19 protein-coding genes and 1 tRNA gene are annotated in these 25,706 nt (G+C 32.4%); 7 read left to right on the top strand and 13 right to left on the bottom strand.

Annotation, left to right across the window (positions count from 1 at the left end; all coding sequences use genetic code 11):
* Positions 1–6: 6 nt before the first annotated feature.
* The 3 genes from FVF61_RS07225 to FVF61_RS07215 form a co-directional block, all read right to left on the bottom strand.
* Positions 7–5,916 carry a DEAD/DEAH box helicase gene (locus tag FVF61_RS07225; RefSeq protein WP_148454840.1) on the bottom strand — a complete coding sequence of 1,970 codons (5,910 nt, stop codon included), beginning with the start codon at positions 5,914–5,916 and terminating at the stop codon, positions 7–9.
* Positions 5,917–5,920: 4 nt separating this feature from the next.
* Positions 5,921–8,950, bottom strand: coding sequence for a hypothetical protein (locus FVF61_RS07220; protein ID WP_148454838.1), 3,030 nt, complete (start codon positions 8,948–8,950; stop codon positions 5,921–5,923).
* A 158-nt stretch (positions 8,951–9,108) separates the two neighbouring features.
* Entirely contained in the window at positions 9,109–10,110 is a 1,002-nt protein-coding gene (locus FVF61_RS07215) for a helix-turn-helix transcriptional regulator (RefSeq protein WP_148454836.1), read from the bottom strand.
* Positions 10,111–10,303: 193 nt separating this feature from the next.
* Between FVF61_RS07215 and FVF61_RS07210 the strand changes: the two genes are divergently transcribed.
* The gene (locus FVF61_RS07210; RefSeq protein WP_148454834.1) at positions 10,304–10,630 is read left to right on the top strand and encodes a low molecular weight phosphatase family protein; all 327 of its coding nucleotides are present in this window, start codon (positions 10,304–10,306) and stop codon (positions 10,628–10,630) included.
* 22 nt (positions 10,631–10,652) lie between these two features.
* Here the strand turns inward: FVF61_RS07210 and FVF61_RS07205 are convergent, their stop codons facing one another.
* Together FVF61_RS07205 and FVF61_RS07200 are read right to left on the bottom strand one after the other, a co-directional pair.
* Positions 10,653–11,159 carry a PIN domain-containing protein gene (locus FVF61_RS07205; protein ID WP_148454832.1) on the bottom strand — a complete coding sequence of 169 codons (507 nt, stop codon included), beginning with the start codon at positions 11,157–11,159 and terminating at the stop codon, positions 10,653–10,655.
* Positions 11,156–12,199, bottom strand: coding sequence for a helix-turn-helix domain-containing protein (locus FVF61_RS07200; protein WP_148454831.1), 1,044 nt, complete (start codon positions 12,197–12,199; stop codon positions 11,156–11,158). The genes FVF61_RS07205 and FVF61_RS07200 overlap by 4 nt, the downstream gene beginning before the upstream one ends.
* A 444-nt stretch (positions 12,200–12,643) precedes the next feature.
* Between FVF61_RS07200 and FVF61_RS07195 the strand changes: the two genes are divergently transcribed.
* Positions 12,644–12,880 carry a hypothetical protein gene (locus FVF61_RS07195; protein ID WP_148454829.1) on the top strand — a complete coding sequence of 79 codons (237 nt, stop codon included), beginning with the start codon at positions 12,644–12,646 and terminating at the stop codon, positions 12,878–12,880.
* Between the two features lie 119 nt (positions 12,881–12,999).
* Here FVF61_RS07195 and FVF61_RS07190 read toward each other — a convergent pair whose 3' ends face one another.
* From FVF61_RS07190 to FVF61_RS07165, 6 genes are all read right to left on the bottom strand, one after another.
* Positions 13,000–13,683 carry a P-loop NTPase family protein gene (locus tag FVF61_RS07190; RefSeq protein ID WP_394348920.1) on the bottom strand — a complete coding sequence of 228 codons (684 nt, stop codon included), beginning with the start codon at positions 13,681–13,683 and terminating at the stop codon, positions 13,000–13,002.
* A gap of 120 nt (positions 13,684–13,803) precedes the next feature.
* Positions 13,804–14,307 (bottom strand): hypothetical protein, encoded by a 504-nt coding sequence (locus FVF61_RS07185; protein WP_317131661.1) that lies wholly within the window; start codon positions 14,305–14,307, stop codon positions 13,804–13,806.
* 299 nt (positions 14,308–14,606) lie between these two features.
* Complete coding sequence (locus FVF61_RS07180; protein WP_148454904.1) at positions 14,607–14,873, bottom strand: helix-turn-helix domain-containing protein; 267 nt, start codon at positions 14,871–14,873, stop codon at positions 14,607–14,609.
* A 354-nt stretch (positions 14,874–15,227) separates the two neighbouring features.
* Positions 15,228–16,070 carry an RteC domain-containing protein gene (locus FVF61_RS07175; protein WP_158635194.1) on the bottom strand — a complete coding sequence of 281 codons (843 nt, stop codon included), beginning with the start codon at positions 16,068–16,070 and terminating at the stop codon, positions 15,228–15,230.
* Between the two features lie 69 nt (positions 16,071–16,139).
* The gene (locus tag FVF61_RS07170; protein ID WP_148454823.1) at positions 16,140–17,387 is read right to left on the bottom strand and encodes a site-specific integrase; all 1,248 of its coding nucleotides are present in this window, start codon (positions 17,385–17,387) and stop codon (positions 16,140–16,142) included.
* Positions 17,388–17,626: 239 nt separating this feature from the next.
* Positions 17,627–17,711, bottom strand: a tRNA-Ser gene (locus FVF61_RS07165).
* A 181-nt stretch (positions 17,712–17,892) separates the two neighbouring features.
* On the opposite strand from FVF61_RS07165, the gene FVF61_RS07160 reads away from it, so the two are divergent.
* From FVF61_RS07160 to FVF61_RS07150, 3 genes are read left to right on the top strand one after another with little or no spacing between them, the layout of a single operon-like run.
* Positions 17,893–18,528, top strand: coding sequence for an NAD(P)H-dependent oxidoreductase (locus tag FVF61_RS07160; RefSeq protein ID WP_148454821.1), 636 nt, complete (start codon positions 17,893–17,895; stop codon positions 18,526–18,528).
* Between the two features lie 4 nt (positions 18,529–18,532).
* On the top strand, positions 18,533–19,726 hold the full coding sequence (locus FVF61_RS07155; RefSeq protein ID WP_148454819.1) for a DegT/DnrJ/EryC1/StrS family aminotransferase: 1,194 nt from the start codon (positions 18,533–18,535) through the stop codon (positions 19,724–19,726).
* A gap of 49 nt (positions 19,727–19,775) precedes the next feature.
* On the top strand, positions 19,776–22,793 hold the full coding sequence (locus FVF61_RS07150) for a CHAT domain-containing protein (protein ID WP_148454817.1): 3,018 nt from the start codon (positions 19,776–19,778) through the stop codon (positions 22,791–22,793).
* Here FVF61_RS07150 and FVF61_RS07145 read toward each other — a convergent pair.
* Positions 22,776–23,486, bottom strand: a complete 711-nt coding sequence (locus FVF61_RS07145) for a tetratricopeptide repeat protein (protein WP_148454815.1) — start codon at positions 23,484–23,486, stop codon at positions 22,776–22,778. The genes FVF61_RS07150 and FVF61_RS07145 overlap by 18 nt on opposite strands.
* Positions 23,479–24,045, bottom strand: coding sequence for an RNA polymerase sigma factor (locus tag FVF61_RS07140; RefSeq protein ID WP_148454814.1), 567 nt, complete (start codon positions 24,043–24,045; stop codon positions 23,479–23,481). The genes FVF61_RS07145 and FVF61_RS07140 overlap by 8 nt, the downstream gene beginning before the upstream one ends.
* 170 nt (positions 24,046–24,215) lie before the next feature.
* On the opposite strand from FVF61_RS07140, the gene FVF61_RS07135 reads away from it, so the two are divergent.
* Both FVF61_RS07135 and FVF61_RS07130 read left to right on the top strand, forming a co-directional pair.
* Positions 24,216–24,662, top strand: a complete 447-nt coding sequence (locus FVF61_RS07135) for a hypothetical protein (protein ID WP_148454812.1) — start codon at positions 24,216–24,218, stop codon at positions 24,660–24,662.
* Positions 24,663–24,699: 37 nt separating this feature from the next.
* Positions 24,700–25,706: putative metal-binding motif-containing protein (locus FVF61_RS07130; protein ID WP_199757286.1), on the top strand; the 1,007-nt coding region annotated here is incomplete at its 3' end.

Below are 25,706 nucleotides of genomic sequence, written 5' to 3'. Positions count from 1 at the left end.
GCACAGTTAGTCATTATCCAAACTTATATTGTATATAATGTCGTGCTCAACATCTTTCCATATTTCAAAAGGTGTGTTTTCATAAGTCATTTCATCAGCAGCTAAATACTTCATTGGTTTAAAACCATGAGCGATACCTCCATCTATTCTGCATTCAAAAGACATATTATTTGATTTAAAAATAAAGTACCTGTAATGAGGTAAACCCTTTTTTTCTTCTACTAAAACATTAAATGAAGCTTCATTTGAAAGCTCATTTAAATCATATTTATAATCTTCTACATCGGCATAATTATCGATAATGTATCTAGGATGTCTATTCCTTTCAAAGGCCCCTTGTTCTAAATAAACCTTGAAGTTTTTTATAGAGATATGAGATTCTTTTTGAAACTCTTCGATAAACTGAAGTAATAATCTTAGCGAAAATTCAGATTGGTTATACTTATCATAATAAGACACAGAAAACTCTTGATTTTTTATTTTAGAAAGAAACTCTGAGGCATTACTAAGATCTCCTATCATTATTTTAGCCAGTGAATTGCTAAGACTCCGAAACGGGATTTTATTATATCTTGATTGAAACAGTTTTAAATTAGTTAAATCTGGAAGTTTTACGTCTGAATAAGTCTCCCATATGTTTTGTTCTACTTTATAAAAAGTATCATTTAGGTTTAAGGCCCAAAACTTATCTAAATTTGAATAATCGGCTTTAGAAACATAACTTACCACTTTATTATTATTTAATTGAATGGACAAGTGTACCGGATAGAGTGCTTTTGTAGCAGTGTTGTTTTGTTTTAACCCATATTTATGGAACAACATGTAAATTGATAATTTGTCTTGAGTATTAGTATATTGGATATCTCCTTCTGACACTAAGTTTACATTTGAGCAATTTCTTTTAATATTTTCTAACCATTTTAAGTCTTCCAACTCCCAGTCTGACAAACGATCATTGATGTGGATGTTTATTGCTTTTATTCCATAATGATAATCCATACGAGAAATTTCACTGGCTAGATTTCCAAAAATACTACTTGCTTCTGGATTTAATTCTTTTAAGTCGACTGGAACCGTACTTTGTAGTGCTGATTCTATCCATGTATAGGCTATTTTTCTATCTAGTTTATCTAAATGCCATTGGGTTGATCTATCTACTAAACATTTGGTGCAAGCCGACTGGCAATCACAATTTTTCAAAACTGTGTAAGCTTCTTTTAAGATTTCTTCGGTGTACATTGCGAATTGTGATGCATAACCTGCACCACCTTTTGCGGAATCGTAAATAAAGATGGTTCGATAGTTATTATAACGCTTTACCCCAAAACCTAATTCGTTTTCATTTATGGCCAAATAATTTGCGAGGGTTTTGGTAAATATGACCCCCAAGGAGTACATTAATTTCTCTTCATTAACAAAAGTACCATTGCTGTTTTTTAAGCGAATTTCAGTAAAGTCAGTTTTTAAACGACTACCAAGAATGATATTTTCTCTGATATTTGTAGCGGTACAGCTATTTTCATCATTTTCATTCCTACCACCCCTCAAACGTTTATGTCCCAGAAGTTCGTTATGTGAAGATTCTACACGTCCACAGTCTAAGCATAAGCTATAACCTTCACCTGCACCAGTATTATAGAAGAGGATTTCGGAGTTTTCCTGATCGTTACTCATTCTAAAATCTAAATAAGTGCTTTGGTCATTTTCCCAAGGCTTAATGTTTAATAATAGGGGTTCTAAATATTGTGCTTTAGATCTTTCTGAAATTTTTCTTGAAGGTGTTTGAAACAAGTCGACAGCAAAACCTACCGGCTCCACAAGCTCAGTAAATCGACTTCTTTGTCCTCCTAAATCTACACCCATAAAACTATGTTGCGCTTCACACTCTGGACAAGATTCGGCTTCATTATATGATTCTGTTCGTCTTTGATATCCACAATGGCTACAGGCTTGAATTAAGGTTCTTGAAGCAGAATCACCACGTGAGTTCTTCAGGATTATACCTGCTGATCTATAATTAAGGCCATCAATAAGTATGTTGTTCCCTGGTGCAAATTCTGTTAATGCACGCTCACTAGAATAACTTGGGTTATCAACTGTATAATTTCTACCAATATCTTTTATGGTGGCTTTTTCAAATTCTACTATCCCTGTAGGCAAACCAGCATTTGGCAAAAAGCCTTTCTCAGATAAATAGGATAAAATAAATTTACGTTCAAATTGTCTTTTACGATAGGATACTGCTTTATAAGCAGGGCTGTTATTTCCAAACTCAGCTTCTAACTGTTCTAACTTAAGATCATAAGCCTCTAACTGACTTTTTACATCTGAAGCTAATTTTCTGAAGTTATCAGAGACTAAATGATTTAACTGTTCAGCACTTACGCCTTGTAGGGGTGTGTCTTTGACAATTCTATTAAATGATTCTTTATAATCACTTATTACTATTATATTTTCTAACCAATTAAGAAATGTTTCGCCAGTAGTTGGTGTTCCTGTAAAAAAGAAATTCTCTAAATTATCCTTTACATTAAGTCCGCGATTTTCATTGTCTGCATGACGAATAAAAATACCAAACAATAAAGAATTAATATGTCTTTCGACAATGGTTTTACTGTCAAACTTTAAATTTGGGGCCGCTATCTCATGATCTAATGCCCATTTGGGGTTATTCATGGTGCGTAAGCCAATAGGGTTAGGTGCACAAAATGTTAATGCTAAGGATTTATTTTCTGAGCGACGACCTGCTCTACCAGTTCTCTGTAAGTAATTTGCTGGCATAGGTGGTACATTACTCATGACCACAGCTGATATACCTCCGATATCAACACCCATTTCCATGGTTGTAGAACAACTTAGGACGTTAATTTCTCCTTTTTCAAATTGGTCCTCCAACTGTTTGAGACGATCTGTTCCCTGTTGTGCTGAATGTTCTCCTGCTAAATATAATGGATTGTAATTAAAAATCCGCTCATGTAAATCATTCCACAATCCTTTGCCACGTGCTTCGACACTGTTAGTTTCGAGCCAATTATCTACTAATTCTTTTTCAATCGATACGTTATCTTCGTTTAAATGATGTGGATAAGGAAACACAGGAAATTGATTATTAGAGGTTGTATCTATATGATAATGACTTATGTTTTCTGGTGATAAAACACCTTTTATCCAAGGAGAATAACCTCTAAACACTTTATCTAACAATCTTTTCTTTACTGGGCACAAGTATTCAACACCTGCAATTTCAAATTTAGATTTATCTACAAGGTTTATTTTATATCCTCTATTATCTTCCGTTAAAAGTTTCGATCTAAGTACTGCCCATATTTTATTAAGCAACTCATTTAATTCATCTTCTCTATCTCTTGTGATTTCTTCTTGTGAATTCCATCCCAATCCAGCACACAATAATAAAACCAAGCGAGATTGGGTAAAACTTTTACGATTATATTGTGGCCATGTTTTGGCATTTGGTTCATCTGAATTAGGTGGGAAGATTAAATCTGAACGATGAAATGATGTTGAAAACGTATGTAATGTGGGTTCATAAATATAATGAAACGAAGAGCGAATAATATAATCTGTAGCTATCTTTAATAAGTCTTTCCATTCTTGTAAAACAATACCCAATCTTTCTGCTTGTTCTGGTAATGTTACATTATCCAAGGCTGGATATACTAAGTTTACCAAGCCCAAATTTTCTAAAGAACGTGTTCTTGGGATTCTGCGTGCAAATTGATCGAATAATAGAGAGGTAGCATAGGTGCGATTATCTATGACAAAGTTTTCACCTTTAGCTGCTTTAGAGAATAAGGTTTTAAAATCTTGTTTAATAACAATCCGTTCTATCAAATCTGTCCATGAAGACCGACTAGTAGCATTAGCATCTTGGCCACCTTTATTAAGTTGATTATTTATATTTTTAATTTGCTCTTCATATACACCTCTCATAAATGGCATAGAAGTCTCTAATTGTGTAATTAGAGTTGCTCTGGCTTCAAGAAGTTCCTCGTTATTAGCATTTATTCTATTTTCATTCATCCTTCCTAGCAAAAAATGATATACCTGATATCGTATCCAATCACTTTCACTATCTATATTTATTAATGCTGATATTTTAGCTGTGCCTTGACGACTATCGGTAAAAGAAATATATTTTCTTCCTTCGTGTAAGGTAAATGTAGTTTTATCTTTAGCAACTTGAGTTTGATCTAAAATAATATCAGATAAAATTCTATTGGTGAATGCTGAAGATATACGGAAATGCATTGGTTTTGTATTGTGAGAATTACAATGTGGACATCTTTCATTCTCTGTCATTAACCATTTTTTTCCAGCCTTATTGAATCCATTAGAATCTATTTCAATAGGGGATAAATCTTGATTATGATATTTTTGATTTGCCGTATTTCGTACCAAAAATACAGAGCTATCTATTGCTGTCGGGTCTTCTTGGTCTTCCGAATCTTCATCTTCATTATCCATTAGAAATGCTTCATGTCCAACCCCAGCTTTTTGTCTGATAAGACTATGAGGTTTATTTTCAAAGGTGGTATTAATTTTTTCACCTTCTAACATCATATTTCCGCAGGAATTACATGCCACCAATTCTAATAAGGGGTATCCACATTTACATTCTTTACCGGCAATAGTGTACATTGTTCCTAAAGCTATTTCTGGTTTTTGATTTTTATGTTCATTACATTCTGTATTTGTACACACATAAACACCACCGACTCCTCGAATAAAGAAATGACCACGAACAGGCAGAAGGTTTTCTTCATTTACTTTTGTATCAGCCAGGATGTCCATAGCCTCTAATTGATCTAACTTATTTGGAAGGTTAAGATATTCACCTATTTGACTTTGACTAATAGCATTGTTTTTTAAAAATTTCTCACGGATTAATTTGATATTATTTTTAGATAACGTATTTGATAATTTTGGAATATCGGTATCGTCAATTTGGTTATTAACTCGGTTACCCGATATTAATTCAATTTGATCTTCAGAAATCCCACACAGTTCAGACATAAACTTTTTTAATTTGCCTCCATCGCCACTTCCAACAGTTGCAGAGGTTATAGCAAATCTTAAATTATTAATATCTACCCCAAAGGCATCAGCAACTCTTCGAATTAGGAGTGCCATTTCTGCCGCTTTTGATCCTGTTAGGGTGTGTGCTTCGTCAAGAAGAATCCAACGTAATTTTCCTTGAGAATTTTCTAGTATGGGTACATCAGCGTTTCTTACTAACATGTATTCCAGCATTGTAGGGTTAGCAAACAAAATTTGAGGAGGTGTTTCTCTAATTTGCTTTCTTGAAATTAATTGCGGAAGCGCCTTATTTCGTGCAGAGTTATCAGCCGTATTAGGGGTATCTCCTGTTAATAAAGCATAATTAATTCCTCCAAGAGCAGAACACCACGCATGCATTCGTTTTCTCTGACTTGCAATAAGAGCATTAAGAGGATATAAGAAAATAGCATTTACACCTTCTTGATTTCTACAATTCTCATAAATATCATGTAAAACAGGTAACATAAAGCACTCCGTCTTCCCGGAGCCTGTTCCAGTTGTTACAGCGATTGATTTGTTTTTATTAAGGAGCATATCCCAACTTTTTAGCTGGTGCTTATAAGGTTTTCTGTCTTTAGGAAATTGATATTCTGGATCTTTAATCTTATCTAAAGCGTTAATAAAATGTTGTTTAAAAACGCTTGTTGTTTCACCAAAAGTGACTTGACCTGGTTCCCATGGGAACGTATTTTGAAAAACAGCTTCGGCCATAATAGGTTCTTCGGCCAACAAGAATTTAAAATAATCTTGCATTTCTTTATCGCCTGTTGCCCAAAGTGACAAAATAGAGTCAGTTAGTCTGTTCTCCGTTTTGGAATAAAATTCTTTGAAATTCATGAATTTAGTTGGTATTTAAAACGTGTAAAATAGTCTCATTATAAAAATTAGGACTTATAAATTGACTGTATTGTATATTTCGTCTGATTAAATTTCCATAAGGAAAGTCTCCCCATATTGGATGTTCAGCAGATGAATTCTTTATAGATTCTGCTACTGCAATTGGTGATTTAACTAATAATCGTACTTGTTTATGTTGGTCTACTGGAATATTATAATTGCTAGTTGTTGGAGGTCTCAGCCCTGGCAGTTCTTTAAGGACTCTTTCTCCTAATTTCGCTCTAAGATCATTAATTCGCATATGGGATATTGCCGGGAACTTAACTGAGCTACCCATCATAGAGCGAAATATTTTATCAAAACCATTTTCCTTCATATATCCAGAAATCAATGCTATAAAATGTTGGTAATTTATAGGCTCTACTTTATAAAAATCAAATATTTCATTTAAAGCGCTATCCCAGTCATCTTTTGCAATCCAGTGGAAACAAATACCTAAATCTTTTTCCATTTCAGGAATATCTTTTTGCAATAATGTTTCTTGATCCCCTTGGTTAACGCTAATAAATAAAAATGCTTTAGCGGCAACCTTTGAACTTGAAGTAAGGGCTCTAAATTGATCGAAGGTAGAAAAGGGAATATCATATCCATTTTTAGAGCAAATGGTGAATAAGTCTAAAAGTTGCTTCCAGATATCGGCATCAAATGAACTCTCCAGGAGTTGTTTTCCGTATGTTTTAATCCTTTCATCTGGTTTTAACCCTTCATCAATTGGATCCATATTTATAAATCTAGGCATTAATTGGTTGCCATCTTCTTTAGATGATATGATGATCCACTGTTTAACGTACTCATGAGTAGGCACTTTATAATAAGCTGCTTCTTTAATTAATGGAATTGCCGATACTTCCTTGAGCCTATCATTCATCGGGATTGCAAATAATTCTAATGTATCGTTTGAATTTAATAGTTCTACGACTCCTTCTCTAGGATTAATTTCTAAGGTGTGTGAAAATCCAGATAACTCATAATTTTTTATTAGGTTACCTTCTCTTAATTCTAAACATATCCTGTTTCTATGATCCATAGCATCTGCCAAATAAAACAATCTGACCATTTCATCCCGATACGCTATTAGAGGTTGATAAGCTGGTATGATAGATTTCGAAATTTTAACTTCTGAATTGACTTTATTTTTTAAGGATAAGATAGATTCTCTTCCAGGTGTTGTTAATATTCGTAAACCAAATAAATTTCTTAAAGATAGGGTGTGTCTTTCGTTAATAATATTACCATCTTTATCCACTAATGCCATACCTTGGAAAGGTGATTCCATTTGAAAATGAAGCTTCCTTTGAGTTCCTATTCCTAATGAACCTTTAACCATAGGAGGTATTTTAGAGTGCTCTGTATTCACTATTAAAGCAAACTGGTTATTTTGGTGGTTAATATTTACTAAAGGGGTTTCAAGTAGGTTCATAACCATTCCTCCTAATCCATTGGCAGTAATTAATGCTTTATCAATATCTGTTTCAGTGTTTTCTATTGATAAATTTCCAATATTATAAATCAAATCATACGCCGTTAAGCCATTCACTTCAATTTTAACATCAATACAACCCAATGGCAAAATTTTAACTTCAGATAGTTCTCTCCAATCCAAACCAACTCTATTCGCTTTTATCCAAACTTGATATTTCGACGATGGAATGATTTTATTACTCACATCATAAAGAAAAATATTAAATCTACTTCTAACCACAGGCATACTAGATTTTTGCATCCATTGAGGTTTTCTACTCTCAATAGTCCAATCAAAAGATTCAACATCGCTTAAATATGTTCTTTGTTCTTTATTTTTTTTGATTTGTATTTCTCCTTCAAACTCTAACCAAAGCAATTTGTCATCAAGTACTTCAACCTGTTGAGACTCATTTTCTGATTCCCAATTGGAGGGCATTAAAATGGCTGCAGATTTATCTGTACTACCATTTCCTTTTATTAGTCGCCATTCACTTTCAGAATATTTAGACCAAAGGGTCGGTTTGTCAAGTGATGGATTGATTTGAATAAAATCATGAATAGTCGTTTGTTTACCATCCGCAATAACATAGGTATTTGGCAGACTATCTTCTCCATCCCAATTATGATTTTCTTGGTTAAACCAATCCGTTTTATAGCTACCAGAATGCAATCTTTTAAATACACAGATTAGCTTGTCATTAAGATAAAATTGATATTCACTTTCGTCAATTTCGATGCCCAGAATATTAGCTAGCCCCTCTTTGGTATAAACTGATGCTAAACCGAGAGTAAGATGAATATGTACTTTTTCATCTATTTTACTCATTAACCAATAGTTTTTTGGCTTGGTTAGTCTTGTTTTTCGTTCTAATTGATTTGCACGTATCTTTAATTGACTAGAAATACTCTTTAAGGTATCATCAGAGTTTAACAAATCATCATAAACACTTTCTTTGTTAAGAATAGAGCGAACTATTTCAAAACAATTCTCATAAATGGTATCATTTCTACTAGATACAGGTAAGTGGTTTATGATATGTGGCTGAAAAATAAAGTCTTCAATAGTTTCTGGTTGCTCCTCTAACACGGCTAACAGAAAATTTAAATACCCTCCTTGATTTCCACTAATATGAGTTAAAGGCAAGCCTCCTTGAAGAAGCAATGTCTTAAATCGCAAAGTATTTTGTTTAACAATCCATTTAAGACCTAGCATTTGACCGCCTTTCTTTGCTATTTGATAAAACTCATTGTAATTATAGTTGTATCTTATATTGCCCCCAATAGAGTCGAAAACACTTTCTTTATTTGGACTTCCTCCATTATAATTACGTTTCCACCATTCTGCATAATACAAAGCAGCATCTCTAGCATCTATATAATATGGTTTAGCATAACTTAAGGTTTTACGCAACTCTTGAAAATCTGGTTCGGTTAAAAAATACCTCCATAAAGGACGACCATCATGAGATGATAAATGGTTTGTAACAAGTAGTTTTTGGAAGTAAGACATATTAAGTATTTAACAGATTATATTTTTTAATTCACGAAATCTTCTCTCTCAACAATTACATCCTCACTTAAAACAGTAATAATGGTAGATGTTCTAGTTAATAGTTTTGATATTATAATGACAAACATAAAAACTAACTATGCTATATAACTGCATAGTTATTTATTGTAATTCTGATACATTACCAAAGAATGTTCTCTTAAATGCACTTTTAGCACTTCAGGCTCTAACACTTGAACATCTTTTCCATAAGACAACAACTGTTGTACTAACTCTTTATTAATTATTGTGTTAAACCATACTTGGTCTTGCTTTTCTTCTTCAAAAAATTCTTCATAGTCTGGATTAAAAGGTTTCGTGGTAAAGAATTTTTTTCTTCCATTATAAAACTGAATTACAACACGTTCTATTTTAGCATCAATTGGACGAACCACACCTACCATTGTTCTGAAAAAATCGTCCCAATTTGTTTCGGATTCTATGAACTCTGCATCCTCCATAATATTGAAATCAATTAATCGTTCATCAAGAGGAATACTCCATTGTGATATTCCTTCGGTATTATTAAGACCAAAAACAAACCATCTTCGATTATATTGTTTTAATAAATAGGGGTGAAATTGATATACTTTTGGAACATTATCGTAAAAACTCTTATAAGTAATTTGTAGGACCTGTTTTTTCTTAATAGCAAGGTATAACGGCTTTAAATATTTGATCCCTTTGTACTCTTCGTTTTGATCGTAATACAAGATTTTAGACGCATCAGTTTCTTGTTCTTCTTCATCTTGAAATTTTATTAATGCTTCTGCTAGTTTGTTATACTTTGGATGGTTCTCAAATCGTTCTAATAGTTGTTGTGCCGTGTAGATTAAGTTTAGTTCTTGCTCTAAAAGTGGTCGTTTAGCTATTGAAAAGTTAGGATCTGAGTATTTTAAAATTCTAATATTATCGGGTAATGGTGCTGCAAAACCATTCACTTTGTTTCTAAATACTTTGAGGTCCTCTCGCAAGGTTCTTTTTGAGATACCTTCGCCTGGGTAAGATTCAGAAATTCTATTATTTACATATTCTAACAATTCATCAAAACTATATGATTTATTACGAAAGCAATTGTCTAGGATATTATATCTTAAATGTGCGTGTGTACTGTTGGACATTTTGTTTTTAGTGAATTCTAAGTTATTTTATACCGGTCAAGAATTGACTAATTTATGTAAATTCTATGATTGTTAAAATTAAATTTATAGTTATTTGCCTAGTTTTTGGTGTCAATTTAACATTAAACGGAAAAGTAATAAATCAAAATTTATTAATGTTACGGTAAACCGTAAAATAGAAAAATGTATTATTATGAAAATTCTATTTGTATGTTCAGCAAACAAACTACGGTCTAAGACTGCTGAAGATTATTTTGCTTTAAAGTATAGTGATCATGAATTTTTGAGTGCAGGTACTAATTTAAAGATTTGTAGAAAAGAAGGAACAACAGAACTTACTGAGGAATTATTAGAATGGGCTGAGATAGTTTATGTCATGGAACAAGGGCATCTAGAGCAGATACAGAAGCATACTAGTTCAAGGTATTACTCAAAGATTAAAGTATTGGGTATTCCTGATGTTTATAAATATTATGATAGTGATTTGATTGGGTTGCTAGAGGAGAAGGTGGGGTTTTAGAATTACTTTTATAATGACTGCTTTATTTATTCCAAAGATCGTGTCTTTTATCGCATTCTGTTTTTGGTAATTTCAATTGCGTATTAATAGTTTCGCATAAACTGGTTAATTTTTGAGATGCAGTTAGGGGTGTTAATGTTTTTTGAACTACCATTTGATCGAATACCCAAAGATGGCCATGAACATGAATATTTGTAGCTATTGCATATTTTCTAAGAACGTTGTCACTTGTGATAAGTATACTTTGTTTTGTAGTCGCTTGATGATATGCTGAGCAATCTTGTTGGGATAACTTGGGTTTTGATTTTTCTATGGTTTTTATTGCCACCAAATCTATTGCAGACATTTCTTCTACAATGAGAATTCTTTGTTTAATATAAGTTTCTAATTCGATTTGTTGGTCTTCCAGTAATTCTTCGAGAATTAAAGATGTTGTAAAGAACTCAAATTTGAGTGCAAAAAATTGGGGTAGTAGTTTCAACTCCACTAAATCAATTAAAATATTAGCATCGTTAACAACTATCTTCATATTGCAATAAATTCTTTTCTAAAAGTAGCTAATTTTTGATTGGATAGGTTTGCAGCTTTACTCATTGAAATGATTTCCTCTGAAGTGGCTCTGAATAATAATTGCTTAAACCTGTGAGATGATTCTCTTCCTATATAATTACCCAATCCTTTCTCAGAACGATTTTTAGAAATATAGATTCTAAATTTTCTGAATTGAAATTCAGTAATAAACCCAAAATCTTTTGCTCTTGCCATTATAGCTTGAATAGAAATACCATATTCTTCTTTAATGGCAATTAATTCATTAAGAGAAATAGAAGATCTTTTTCCTCCAAGTTCCTTAGAAAAAGTTTTTTCAGGCATTAACATTGCACCAGCAAATTGATGACACAATTTTTCCACCTCTTTATGTTCGTAATCAGGATTGATTTGCATAATTAAATGTCCTAACTCGTGCAATGCAGTAAATCGTTTTCTTTCTAACCCATAATTTTGATTTAATACAATTACTGGAAAGGTTCCATCTGCCCAGCCTGAAAAACCGTCGAATTCTTGAGGGGCATCTATTTCGATAACTTTAATGTGTTTGTCTTCTAGTAAATCAATTATATTAGGCAATGCATTATATCCTAATTGCCACTGTGCTAATAGATGATTAACTGCTTTTTCAATATCTTGTTTATCATTAATTTTTATATTCTCAATAGGGTTTTTAAAAGTAGAAGTAATGTTTAAGAATTGCTCCAGCTCTAGATAACGTTCTACAATATCAATAACTTTTTCTTTAATTGCATTGACTTTTTTTATGCCTAATTTTTTCTTACGAAATTCTATTTTTTCTATTGAGATATTAAACTCTCTGAAGAAATAATCAGTCTTAACACCCAATGCTTTTGCTAACTCGATTAAAACTTGTGAATCTGGTAACATATTACCTTTTTCGTATTTAGATATTGCATTTTTAGATACCACATTATTCATCTTATCAACGAGTTCATCCTGCGATAGAGACGCGCGAACTCTAGCGCTCTTCAATCTTTTTGCAAATAATTCTTTCATAGTGGTAAGGTTTAATGGTTTACAAAACTACAAAAATTATCCTATTTGTCAACATTATATATGTTAAGATCTCGTTATTTTTATGTTCACTAGAATTACCTGTTCAGTGTCACTGAACATTTTAAATTAATGAACAAAATAAGTTTGAAATGGTTTATAGGCGTTTATGCTTAGCTGATTGATCAAACGTTAAGAGGTTAGACATGGCTCTCATTCTAGGGTGTACACGATTACCATAACGTTCATCTATTTCTATGGCGTTTGGTTTTGGTGGATGGTAGTGGGTAAATAATTACTCTTAACTTGCATTAAACATTGATGGAAATTAAGAGATATTAAAACTGAATAATACAACTAAAAGATGCAAAGTTATAATTCATAAATAAACAGGTTTTGTTTATCGAGGTTTATTAGCAATCTTGCACATTATAAATTATACCATAAATGGATTATATTTTAGTCTTAAAATACGTTGGAAGCTTTATTGGCATCCTCTTAATTCTTGTTGCTGTTTACCATTTATTAAGTGACAAAGGAGCATATCATGAAAGAAAACTTAACATAATAGAAACTATTATTTTTATTGTGATTGCAATAATATTAGTAATTATATTATATATCTACGGATTTGGAATTATAGTATTTCTTACTTGTTTAGCTTTACTATATTTAACATCTTAAGAAGTGCTGATTCTAAATAAATTTTCAAATACGCATACCTTAAAGCAATAATAACAAAACTAACAAAAGTTATTGGCCTTGATGTTTAAAAAAGATTATAGCGCTTGCAAAGAAAATTATTATCGTTTGTCTTTAGCAGATTGATCGAAAGCCAAGAGATTGAACATGGCTCTCATTCTAGAACGTACGCGATTCCCGTAACGTTCTTCTATTTCTATGGCGTTGAGGTTTGTGGTGACGTGGGTCGTGTAATAGTTTTTGGGTGTTGGGTTTTTTGTGTTTGGATTCTGAGATTCCTGCCTGCGCAGGGATAGGTCGTAACGAGATAATAGGATTTCTCCCATAACATTGCAGTCCTGGCCAAAGTGTCTGCCAGTAGGTTCCACACCTAGGTCGTCGAAACAATAAAATTCCTCATTGCCATATTCTTCAATTGTTTTATAGCCTAAGTGATTGAAACTAAAGACGGCATTTCTGCAGGGAATGATTTTATATGCTCGGCGATGTGGTGTCAGATGCCTAACGAGTTTCATTAAACTTGTTTTGCCACAACCCACAGGACCTGTTAATAAAATACCTTTGTTTGGGTCGATATTTAGTTTTGCACAATAGTCTAAATCTTGAATTGTGTAAATGCAAAGTTTGAAAATGATGTGGTAGTCTTCTTTGTAAAGTTTGAAGTGTTTGCCAAATAGGAGTTTGCCTTTTGCTTCCAGGTAGATTAGGACTTTATCAAAATCGTAGTGAAGACAGTAGTTTTCTATTTTACCTAGTGGGTAGTCGATGCCACCTTCGGTTATCATGTGTATGGGTTTTTTCATGATTTTTACTCCTTTTAAAATTGTTTGTTTTCGCCCTTCGACAGGCTCAGGGAGACATTTGATTTAATAGATTGGTTCGTCTTAATTTCCTCGCAATAACAATTACAAAGGCTGATTGTAATTTTTATCCTTGGTTGTTTTGAGGTTGTCTCGAATTTGGCTAACTGCAATGGGGGTTTCTTTTTTTTTGATTTCTTCCGCTTTTAGCATCCAATTTTGAGCGGTTGCCTGCCAATTGACAATTTTAGTTTTACCACCAACTTTCCAACCGATGCCCTGGTAATGATTATAGAATTTTTTAGATTCGATATCAGGCCAGTTTTGTGATTTAAAAAATTCATCAACTACTTTTTGATTTTTTGGCTGGTCAAGTTTATTAATGTTTTCTATTTGTTTATTATGTTTATATAAAGGTACCAGTGCTTGTCCTTGATTTGGGACGGCTAAGTCCAGAGCTTGTCCAGAGGTTGTCCCAAAAATGAGCATCTTAATTTGTGAGCCTTTAAATGGGTTGTGGGACGGAAAATAAATGAGGTACTTATAGTGGTCTAATTCTTTTAAACATCTGTGATAGGTGGATTTTGAACCAATTTTAGATAACTTCATAACCTCTTCTCGATTTACATAAAATTGTTTTGGAAAGCGATTGTGGTTCCATAGTTGAAAGAATGCCATATATAAACTAACATGAGTTGGATTTAATCTACTGTCTTTTGTGAATAGTAGAAAGATTGAGTTTAGGTGACGGATGTAGTTTATTGGTGGCATATTTTTCTTTTCTAAAAATTAAGAAAGTTGATATGGTTCTTCCAGTCTGATGATTGGAACATTTGTTTTTACTTTTAGGGAATCCCCGCTTCTGTCGACAGAAGCGGGGATTTTGGAGACCCCGTGGCAAAAGTGTACTATATTTCAAAACGATTTTGCTCTAAAACCCTGTTGATATCATCTTCATCGTAGTAAATGATCCCTCCAAGTTTGGTGTAGGGAAGGGTGCCGTTTACACGTAGGTTTTGAAGGGTACCAGGACTTAACTGTAAGAGTTCCATGACATCGGAGGATCTTAGATATCTCTTGGAGTTTTGAGAGTTTGACAGGATGGATTTTATTTCGTCAAATAATTCAGTTTTGAACTGATACAGATCGTCGGTAGTAAGGATTGTTGCTGGCATCATTTTATAGTTTTAATTTATAAATAATTTTAGATGTATTAGTGGACTTTTAATAAAGCCATCACCATGAGCTTTCGCCTTAGACGATGGCTTTTCTGCTATTAACCCAATTATTACAAAACAAATTTGGGGTAGATTGTTGAGATTTCTTCGGTAGTACCGAAGAGCTACCGAAAGAATTTAACATTAATTTTCTGGAAGAGCTGTGGTGAGATTTGGTTAGAATTAATCGTTTAACATGAAAAATTATTAATGAAATCTTGTAGGGAAGTGGGTTGGTGAGGAGTGAGGTATGAGGTGTGCGGTTTTGAGCGAAAATAAATGTATTATTAATATTATAAAATGAAAGTGATGTTAATCGTCGTCCTTATCCATTTTTCGGAGTAAGGAAAGTCTCAAATTATCTAAGAACTTTGTTCTATCTTTTTCACGAGCTCTTATTTCTCCATAAGTTTTGTAGAAATTTCCTAATTCAATATCGAAAAGCGTTTCACAGATTTTTGCCAGACTTTTTAAATCTATATTTCCATTTTCAATGGCACCTATAGCATACATGGCATATATTAACTCGACGAGATCTGTTTTGGAAGCTGTCCATTTAAGACTTTGAGTTTTTAGAGAACTACTTTCATTAATTAAAGGTAGTTTCAGAGTTTTTAAATACAGAAGCTCTTTTTTGTAATAAGTCATTAATAGGTCGTAAGCCACAATTTTTGCCATATTATCATCATGAGTCGTGGAGAATTCTGGATCAATAAAATGATATATAGTTTTTGTTATTGCTATGGTATGCATACCCCGAACAAAGTAAATGTGATCTAACCTAGTAGCATTATGTCTGTAGTATTTTACGAAGTCAATTTCACGTGTTTTTTGAGCTTCGAACTTATCTAAAATGATGTGAATATATTTTCGTTGTCTTGAAGCACTAATCTTAGGACGATTCATTAAATAGTAGTGCACATGGGAAAAGTATTTTAAATGTCCGTTAACAAGAGGTTTTATATTTTTAAAAAAATGAATTTCATCTTCTTTAGAAAGGAATCCTCTTTGCCTTATTGAAAGCCGTAGTTGATGAAGATATTCACTACTGAGATTAATGAGAAATTTTAAATTGGAAATCTCCTTTAGGCTCTCTGGTTGATATCTATTAATTTGATTTTTATATTCATCAACAAGGTGGTTAATCTTATTCATAAATAGTGACATTTGGGGTTGGGGTTATAAATGTAAGAAATTTTATGCAAACTTCTACATAAGAGCTGTTTAGCTATTTGTTTGTTTTTGGGATTTTTCTTCCTGGTCTTTTAAAATTGATTTTAAGGTATTCATATCGGCACTTACTTTTCTGTCCAAAATTTTAGCGTAGTGTTGTGTGGTTTTAAGCGATTTGTGACCAAGCATTTTACTTACGGATTCAATTGGAACACCATTGGTTAAAGTGACGGTAGTAGCAAAAGTATGTCTTGCCAAGTGGTAAGTGAGGTTTTTGTTGATTTCACAACTGTCTGCAATCGTTTTTAAATAGGAGTTCATTTTTTGATTGCTTAAAATTGGAAGGAGTTTATCGCTGTTTTTTACTTCAGGGTGATTTTTATATATTTCAATGATAGAGGCTGGAATGGGAAGTAATGGGATATTACTTCTGGTATGAGTTTTCGCTCTTTTGGTTTTAATCCAATGCTCTCCATCGATTCCAATAACAATATCATTTTTAGTGAGTTGCTTAACATCAATATATGCAAGACCAGTAAAACAGCTAAAAACGAAAATGTTTTTCACTAATTCCAGGCGAGGGATTTTGAATTCTTTATCTACAATAGTTTGAAGCTCCTCTTTAGAGAGGAATTCTCTATCGACAGTTTTTAATTTAGCTTTCCAATGAAAGAACGGATCTTTTGATATCCAATCGTTCGCATAAGCAATGCGAATAATCTTCTTGAAGTTCGTTATGTATTTGATTGCTGTGTTGTGACTACACTTGCGCTCGGTCTTTAAATAGTACTCTAAACCGGTTATAAATTTATGATCTACATCGTTTACTGGAATGTCATCCACATTGTATTCTTTTTGAATATACTCTTGTACGTGTTTTTTTGATGTACGATAGCGTTCTGCAGTGCCAGGAGCGAAGTCTTTGCCTATTAAACTCTCTACTTCATCATTATGTGCCTGGAATATAGCAATAAGCATCTTGTTAACCTTGTCGTTACCTATGTAACGGCTTTTGATGGCCATTGCTGTAAAAGTCTTATTTGTATCTAAAAAGCGTTCCTGGATTTTGTTTAGCTTATAACGGATTTCATCGATAAACTTATTGATTGATTTTGCTTCTGGTGAGTTTCCTTTTACTTTTCCAGAGTTATTATCCCATTTTTCAATAGGGATTTTACGCTGAATGCTGAACTGGGCTCTCTTACCATTTACAGTGATACGTGCATAAATAGGGGCTTTTCCGTCTGGAGTAGCTCTGTTCCTTTGAAGAAAGAATAAAATGGAAAATGTATTATACATCGGTTCACTCTATTAATTACTTATAAATATAGGTAATTTAATAAAAATAAACAACTGTTAATCATAGTATTTATAGGGGTTTGGTGAAATTCGGTTCACTCTTTGAATTTTTTCAATAGGGAACCGAATAGGGGACCTTTTAATTGTTGTCAGATGTTATTTTATGATAAAGTATAAAAAGTAAAAACCCGATAAACATAGTGTTTATCGGGTTTTGGTGGAATTTGGTGAATTCCTAGCGGAGAAAGAGGGATTCGAACCCCCGGAGGTGTGACCCTCAACAGTTTTCAAGACTGCCGCATTCGACCACTCTGCCATTTCTCCTTGATTGTCTCATTAGGTATTCCTAATTGCGGGTGCAAATATAGTATCCTTTTTTGATTCTTTCAAATAAATAAACTGAAAATTTCTAAAGAATTTTTAAGCATCCATGAATATTTTGATTATCTGTTAGTTGAAACAAATTGCAAGTATTACTTTTGTCGTTCTGATTACTAAAATGAATATGGGTATTATACAAAAATTACTATGGCGATATGCTACTAAATCATTTAATTCATCTATGATAATATCTGAAGATAAGTTAAATGTTTTATACCAAGCCTTTAACTTAACAGCTACTTCTTATGGGTTACAACCTATAAAATTGGTTGTTTTAAAAAATAAAGAACTACAATTAGACTTGGTCAAGCATACAATGAATCAAGTTCAAATTGCTCAAGCATCGCATATTTTGGTATTTTGTATTGAAACAAGTATTGATGAAGAATTTGTTTTGGAATATTTTAATAGAGTACATACGATTCGAAATACATCCAAAACGATTTTAAAACCATTTCAAGATTTTTTAATTTCCGATTTTGAAAGCAAACCATTAAAAGAAATTGAAGATTGGGCTACCAAACAAGCCTACTTAGCTATGGGAAATATATTAACCGTTTGTGCTTTAGAGGGTATAGATTCTTGTCCTATGGAAGGTTTTGATCCAGAAGCTTATAACGAAATTCTTAATTTAAATAAACATGGATTAAAATCTGTGTTACTTTTACCAATAGGGTACAGAGCTGAAGATGATATATTTGCAGATTTTAAAAAAGTAAGAAAAACGGTTACTGAAAGTGTTATAGAATTAAAAAAATAAGAATATGCCAGGATTTGAATTATTTGGTGATAAAGAGCGAAAAGAATTAAACGATGTTTTAGATAATGGTGTCTTGATGCGTTATGGATTTGATGGTATGAGAAAAGGCCATTGGAAAGCCAAAGCATTGGAAACCGAATTAGAAAATCAACTTCAAGTAAAACACGCACAATTGGTTTCTAGTGGAACAGCAGCTGTTTCTGTGGCTATGGTTAGTGCAGGAATTGGAGCAGGAGATGAGGTTATTATGCCAACATTTACCTTTGTAGCCAGTTTTGAAGCCATTATGATGCTTGGAGCCATTCCGGTTTTAGTGGATATAGACGACACTCTAACACTTTGTCCAAAAGCAGTTGAAAATGCTATAACATCAAAAACTAAGGCTGTTATGCCAGTTCATATGTGTGGAAGCATGGCAAATTTAGAGGCTTTGCAAGCTATTTGTAGAAAGCATAATTTAATATTAATTGAAGATTCTTCACAAGCAACTGGAGCTACTTATAAAGGAAAACCTTTAGGCAGTATTGGCGATTTAGGCTGTTTGTCTTTAGATTTTGTTAAAATTATAACTGCTGGCGAAGGTGGAGCAGTATTAACGAACAATGAAACATATTACAAGCATGCCGATCATTATTCAGACCATGGTCATGACCATAAAGGCAATGATAGAGGAGCTGAAACCCATCCGTTTTTAGGCTATAATTTTAGGATATCTGAGTTGCATGCTGCTGTTGGTTTGGCACAATTAAGACGTTTGGACGAATTTGTTGCTATACAAAAGAAAAACTATACAATAATTAGAGAGGCCTTATCTCAAATTCCAGAAGTGACTTTCAGAACCGTTCCTGAAGGTGGCGAAGAAAGCTATTCTTTTTTAAGTTTCTTTTTACCCGATTTAGAAACCTCTAGAAAGGTCATTCAGGCTTTTAAAGAAAATAGTATTGATGCCTGTTGGAACTACTATGACAACAATTGGCATTACATTAGAAAGTGGGAGCACCTCAAAACACTTAAAACCCTATATCCACTTTCTACAGAAGTCAAAGAAGGATTGGAATATGTCAAGTCTCAGACTTTTGAGCAATCAGACCATTACATTGGCCGTAATATTTCATGCTTAATTAAATTATCTTGGACTGAAGAAGAGGTAATAAAACGTGCCAATAAAATGGTAAAAGCAATTACGTCTGTTTTGTAATTAAGTTATCAAATCTTTTTTATAACTTTAAGTAACGAACCAACTACTAATGAATTACTTAAGGGTATTGTTTTTTTGTTTTTTGCCTTTTTTTGGGCTTTCTCAAGAAAGCATCATTACTATCAATACTTCAATTGCTGATTCTCTGGACAATATTGGTGAGTATGATGAATCTATAAAGTTTAGGAAATTAGCATTGGATGAACCGGATCATTCTGCAAACTATAAAACATATTTAAAAGCTAAATGGCTTTACACGAAATCGTGCATTTTAGAAACAAGAGGCGGAAGAAAGAATATATTGGAAGGTCTTGAAAAATCTAAAGAGGCTTATCGTTTGGTAGAAAATATTATATCGCAGGATGACAGAAAACTGTTCTTTAGGCATTTAATTTTAAATAGAATTTATCATCAATATGGTTATACTGGACAGTGGCAAGAGGCATTAATTGAGGCAAAAAAGAATTACGAAGTTCTACGAGATACTTTTCCTGAATATAAAATTGAGATTCTATATGTATTAGACGATTTAGGGTTTATAAATAATAAATTGGATAACCCTGAAAAATCCAATGAGTATTATGAACGCTCATTCAAGCTTTATAAAGAATTTCATCCTAAAAATTTGAAGGACGTTTACCTTAATAATCATAGGATAATTAATAATTACAGAAAGTTAGGATTAAAAAACGAGGAATTTAAATTATTGGAGGAGTCAGAGAATTATTGGGCAAATATTTATAATGAAGAGGACGCTTTTTTTCAAAAATTCACCATTTACGGGGAATTGACAAATTGGCATTTAAACTATGGTAACCAAGAATTGGCAGAAAGTTATTTATACAAAAAAGAAGAACTTTTTGATTCTGTTGCTAATTCTCGTAAAAAGACTGAAAAAATTACTTTAGTCAAAAGAGAACGGGTTTTAATGAATGAGAGCTACATAAAACTGTATTTAAAGCACAAGGATTATGATAAAGCCAAGCAATTTATTGACGAAACCCAAGAAATTTTAAAAGATTCGCTCGACAAGTATCGATGGAATATAGAAAGCAAAGCTAATTTGAATTTAACTGAAGCAAAACTTCCGAGTATAGAATTTAAAACAGCAGAGAAACTAATTGTTGATGCTTTGCTATTACTAGAAACATATAAAGAGGTCTATTTCATAAATCCACTACAATACCAAATTGAATTATTTGATTTGTATGTCGCCCACAATAAGAAGGAAAAGGCTTTGGAGCTAATGGAAACAATTCTAAAGAACGAAGAGTTAACAAAGCACGACAAGTTAAATTTATTGTTTAAAAAATCATTCTTGTTAAAAGAATCATTAACTCAAGATCAATTAGAAATTCAGTTTAAAACTGCTTTTGCATCTTTGTTAAAAAATCAAAATTCTTCATCCAATCTGGCTAGTTTGGAAATTAGTGATTTAAATGAGTTTTATACTTTCGAAATTCTCAACAATATTCTTGAAGTAGCTAACCAATATTTGGACTGGTATAATGTGTCCAATAATGATGCGTTTTTAACGGTAGCCATTAATCTTTTTAAGTTGTCTTCAAATTTCTTTGACCGTATTTACAAAGGAGACGCCTTTAATGACAAATTGTATCAAAGCTTTACATTGATTCAAGAAGGCTTACTCAAATGCGCCTTATTAAAACCATCTACACAATTATTGGAAACAACTGTTGAAGCTATAGAGAACAATAGTTCCAAGCTGGAATGGTCTAAATTCTTATATGGTAATCAAGCAAAAATTAATGTTCCAGATAGCTTGTTGTTAGAAGAAGAAAAGTTGAAGTCTCTTGTCAATTATTATCAAGAGCGTATCTATGAAGAGAAACAATCACAGATTGAAAATACCGATACTTTAAAGCTTCATTTAACCGATTTAAATAATCAATTACGAAAACATCAAAAGTTTATCCATGATAATTTCATTCAATATGCCAAGTCTTCTAGTAATGATTTTAATATACAAGACTTAAAAAAACTGCTTCAATATAATGAAGCAGTCGTGAAATATATACTTGTTCAAGAAGATTTATATGTTTTTACTATTACCAACAAGCTAATAGACTTACAAAAAATACACAATGGTGACAACTTTACAAAAGAGATTAAAAATTTTGTAGACGCCATTTCCACTTTCAATTCCGAGCTATTAATACCAGATTTATTAAAAAAATTGGCTAATCCGATTATAAAGACAGACTTGGAACATGTTGTAATTATCCATTCTGGATTACTCAATTTATTACCTTTTGAAGTGTTGCTGCCAGATTATTTCAATTCAAAGAATGTGTTATCTTATTCAAATAGTCTTAAAATTTATTTAGAACAAACAAAGGCTCAAAGTAGTATCAAAAACCTAGATGTCGGAATTTTTGTAGCACAAAACAAAAATAATTTCAACCAGAAAGGGTTTCTTCCAGAACTGGATAGAGAAATCAATGGTATTAAAGAAAATGTCCATGCAACAGATTACTACATTAAAAACCAAAATGATTTATTAGAACATCTGCGATCACACAATGTCTTGCATTTTGGGATACATACTACCATAGACATAGATACTCCGGAATTATCGGTATTGAATTTTGCCGAGAGCGGTTTATTAATTGGGTCATTATATAATACTGCTCTTAAGGCAGATTTAGCAGTTTTGAGTGCCTGTGATACAGGAAATGGACGTTTTATTAATGGAGAGGGTGTACAGAGTATATCTAAAGCTTTTACCTATGCAGGAGTTCCAAGTACGGTTATGAGTCTTTGGAAAGTTGATGATAAAGCCACAGCTACGCTTATGACTTTGTTTTATAAATACTTGAATGATGGCAAGCCAAAAGATTTAGCTTTAAAATTAGCAAAGAAAGATTATCTGAATTCCAATATTGATGAAGAACTAAAACATCCTTACTATTGGTCAGGATTTGTGATTTCTGGGAATACTAAACCGTTTAAGCCACAAAGAGATTATAAACTCTTATGGTTCTTAATACTTGTATTTCCAGCAATGGCTTTGGTCTATTATAAGAAATCAAAGTTTAGAAAGTAAATCCTTTGCTTTGTCGTAATTATAATTAGAGGTAGAAGAACTAATCTCTTTCAAAAGATTTTCGGCCTTATTTTTTTTATTAGATTTTAAATAAGCGAGAGATAAATACCATTGACTTTTTCCAGCTAATTTATCTTGAAAAGTTTGATGCTTGTTAAAGGTCTCTATAGCTAGTTGTGTCTCATCCATTTCCATATAACAAATAGCTTCATAAAATAACAACTCTGAATTATTTAAAAGTTTATAAACTTCAGCAAAAAGAGATTGCGCTTTGTTATAAGCTTCACTTTCATAAGCTATAAAGGCTTTGGTCAATTTATCAGTATCCGAATTGTGTCTGACAATTGGGTGTGATGTGTTACTGGCTTTTGAGTAGTAATTTGAAAAAAGCCTTTCAGGGCTTGTAGTGTACTGTTTCCAATAAAAGCCTAAAGAAGCCAACAGTATAATTGAAGCAGCAATTAAAAACCAATTAGCTTTTGAGTTTTTAGAAGAAACCTTACTTTCTATATTTTTTAAAAATTGTTTATTTTTATCATGTTCACGCCTATAAATTGCTTTTTGAATTTGCGTTTCAAATTCAAACTGCTCTTTAAAATGAGTATCGGAATCTAGTAATTCTTCAATCTCTTTTATTTCGGATTCAGATAATTCATTCCGAATATATTTCGCTATTAATTCTTCCTTATTCATTTTTTAAATGATCATTAATCAATTCTTTTAAATTTTTGAGACAACGTGATTTTTGACTTTTTATGGTATTGTAATTACTATAGTCCAGATGCTGCTGTATTTCTTCCAAAGTTAAACCGTTATAATAGAAAAGCTTAAGCACTGCTTGGCATTGATGACCGAGTTTATCTAAACAATGTTCAATGAGCTTATTGCGTTCATTATCAGTTTCGTCATTAATATTATCAATTAATTTTATTGACAACTCTAATCTTTTATCATCAAGGTCTAATGTCTCTAATTTACTTTCCTTTTTCAGTTTTTTGAAAATCATATACTTTCCTATTGAAAACAAATAAGTTTTAACTGAACTGTTTAAAGCTATTATTTTGCCATTGGTCACATTTTCAACAAATGCAATAATGGCGTCTTGATAAATATCCAATAGAGCCTCTTCATTCAAATTATATTTTAATCCAAAATTGAGAAAAGCTAACCTATTATCTACATAAATAGCTTCTAATACTTTACTGTCACCCTGTCTAATTTTGGTAAAAAGCTCTTCAGTATGTCTATTCATTTAGTTAATAAAAAAGTAAAAGGTTAACCAATAATTGAAAAAAGTTATTTAAAAGTAAGAAAATTACTAAAAATTCAGGAATGATGTTAACCTTTTGTTTTTAAGTACACTAAAGATTGTATTAAAAGAGATTAATAAAGTCAGAAAATCTAATCATCAAAAACATCATTATGAAAACAAAACCAAAATTTATTCATGCTATATGTATCGTGCTCATTACATTATTTTCATGTTCTGAAGACAGTCCATTGTTAGATCCCTATCAAAATAACAATAGTAATAACAACAATAATAATAATGAAGTAACCTATACCATTGCAGATATACAGGGTACATGGCTTCGAACTGGAGGTAATCATACAGGAAACATTGGTATGGTAATAGAAGTGACTGATAATGATGGAGTAATTGTAGACCCAATAGATTCTGGTTTCGAGGTTGATGATGTTAAGTGGATGAATATCTTACCTAGTGATATTAGTGATTTCACGCATTCCGAGTTAGGAAGTGACTATAATTATTATAGTGCCACACTAGATTTTGAGTCTGAAAATGTCATCTTGATATCAGTAGATGCTGGTGGCGCTGGCAATTACCAAGAATGGACACGTCAATAAAATATAAAATACTATTAATCACAAAATACAATGTATCATGAAAAAATTATTCTTCACATTACTATTTAGTACTTTTTTTATAAAAATTGCTATAGCACAAAATTGTGTAATTCCGAATCAACCAGGATATAGTTTTGGTTTATCATATGAAATAAGCGACCCTGTAAATTGTAATAGTGGCTCCGTTATCTATTTATTTCAATTTGTATCAGACTTACCATTCTCACTAAACTTTATAATTGAAGATATTACAGTTGGATCAAGTACAAGCCATTCTATTACTGGAACTTATGAATCAATTGAATATTATACAGCAGATTCAGTTATTACATTAATTAATGGTCATTTGTATAAATTTTATTGGGAGTATAGTGAACCAGGTTATTATTGTAAAAGATTTGCAGGTAATTGGGGTATTTCTGAATGTTCAGATATCGATGAAGATAATGATGGATTTGCTGCAGATATAGACTGTAATGATAATAATGCCAATGACATTCCATTTGGAAATGAATACTGCGATGGTTATGATAACAATTGTAACGGTTTAATAGACGATGCAGACCCAGCTATTGTTCAGCGACCTCTTTGGTTTTTGGACGAAGACAATGATGGCTTTCCTTTGGAAGGTTCTGGAATTCAAACTTGTTTCCAACCTGCTGAAAATTATTTTATCTATAATATTAGTAACCCTACTCCAGATTGTGATGACACAGATCCAAATGTCAACCCAGATGCAACCGAAATTCAATACAACGGATTGGATGACGATTGCAATCCTGGTTCACTTGATGATGATTTAGATCGTGATGGCTTTTTACAAATTGAAGATTGTGACGATTCAAATCCAAATGTCAACCCAGACGTAACCGAAATACCAAACAATGGTATTGACGACGACTGTAATCCAACCACACCAGATACTATTAATCCTTTAGATATAGATGATGATGGCGATGGTCAAACGGAGAACGAAGGTGATTGCGATGATACCAATCCAAACATTTATGCAGGCAACACGGAAATTCAATACAACGGATTGGA

This window comes from Xanthomarina maritima (assembly GCF_008084905.1).
In the GTDB taxonomy this organism is placed as follows: Bacteria; Bacteroidota; Bacteroidia; order Flavobacteriales; family Flavobacteriaceae; genus Xanthomarina; species Xanthomarina maritima.
The sequence above is the reverse complement of the archived record's forward strand: the minus strand, read 5'-3'. Positions and strand labels throughout refer to the sequence as shown.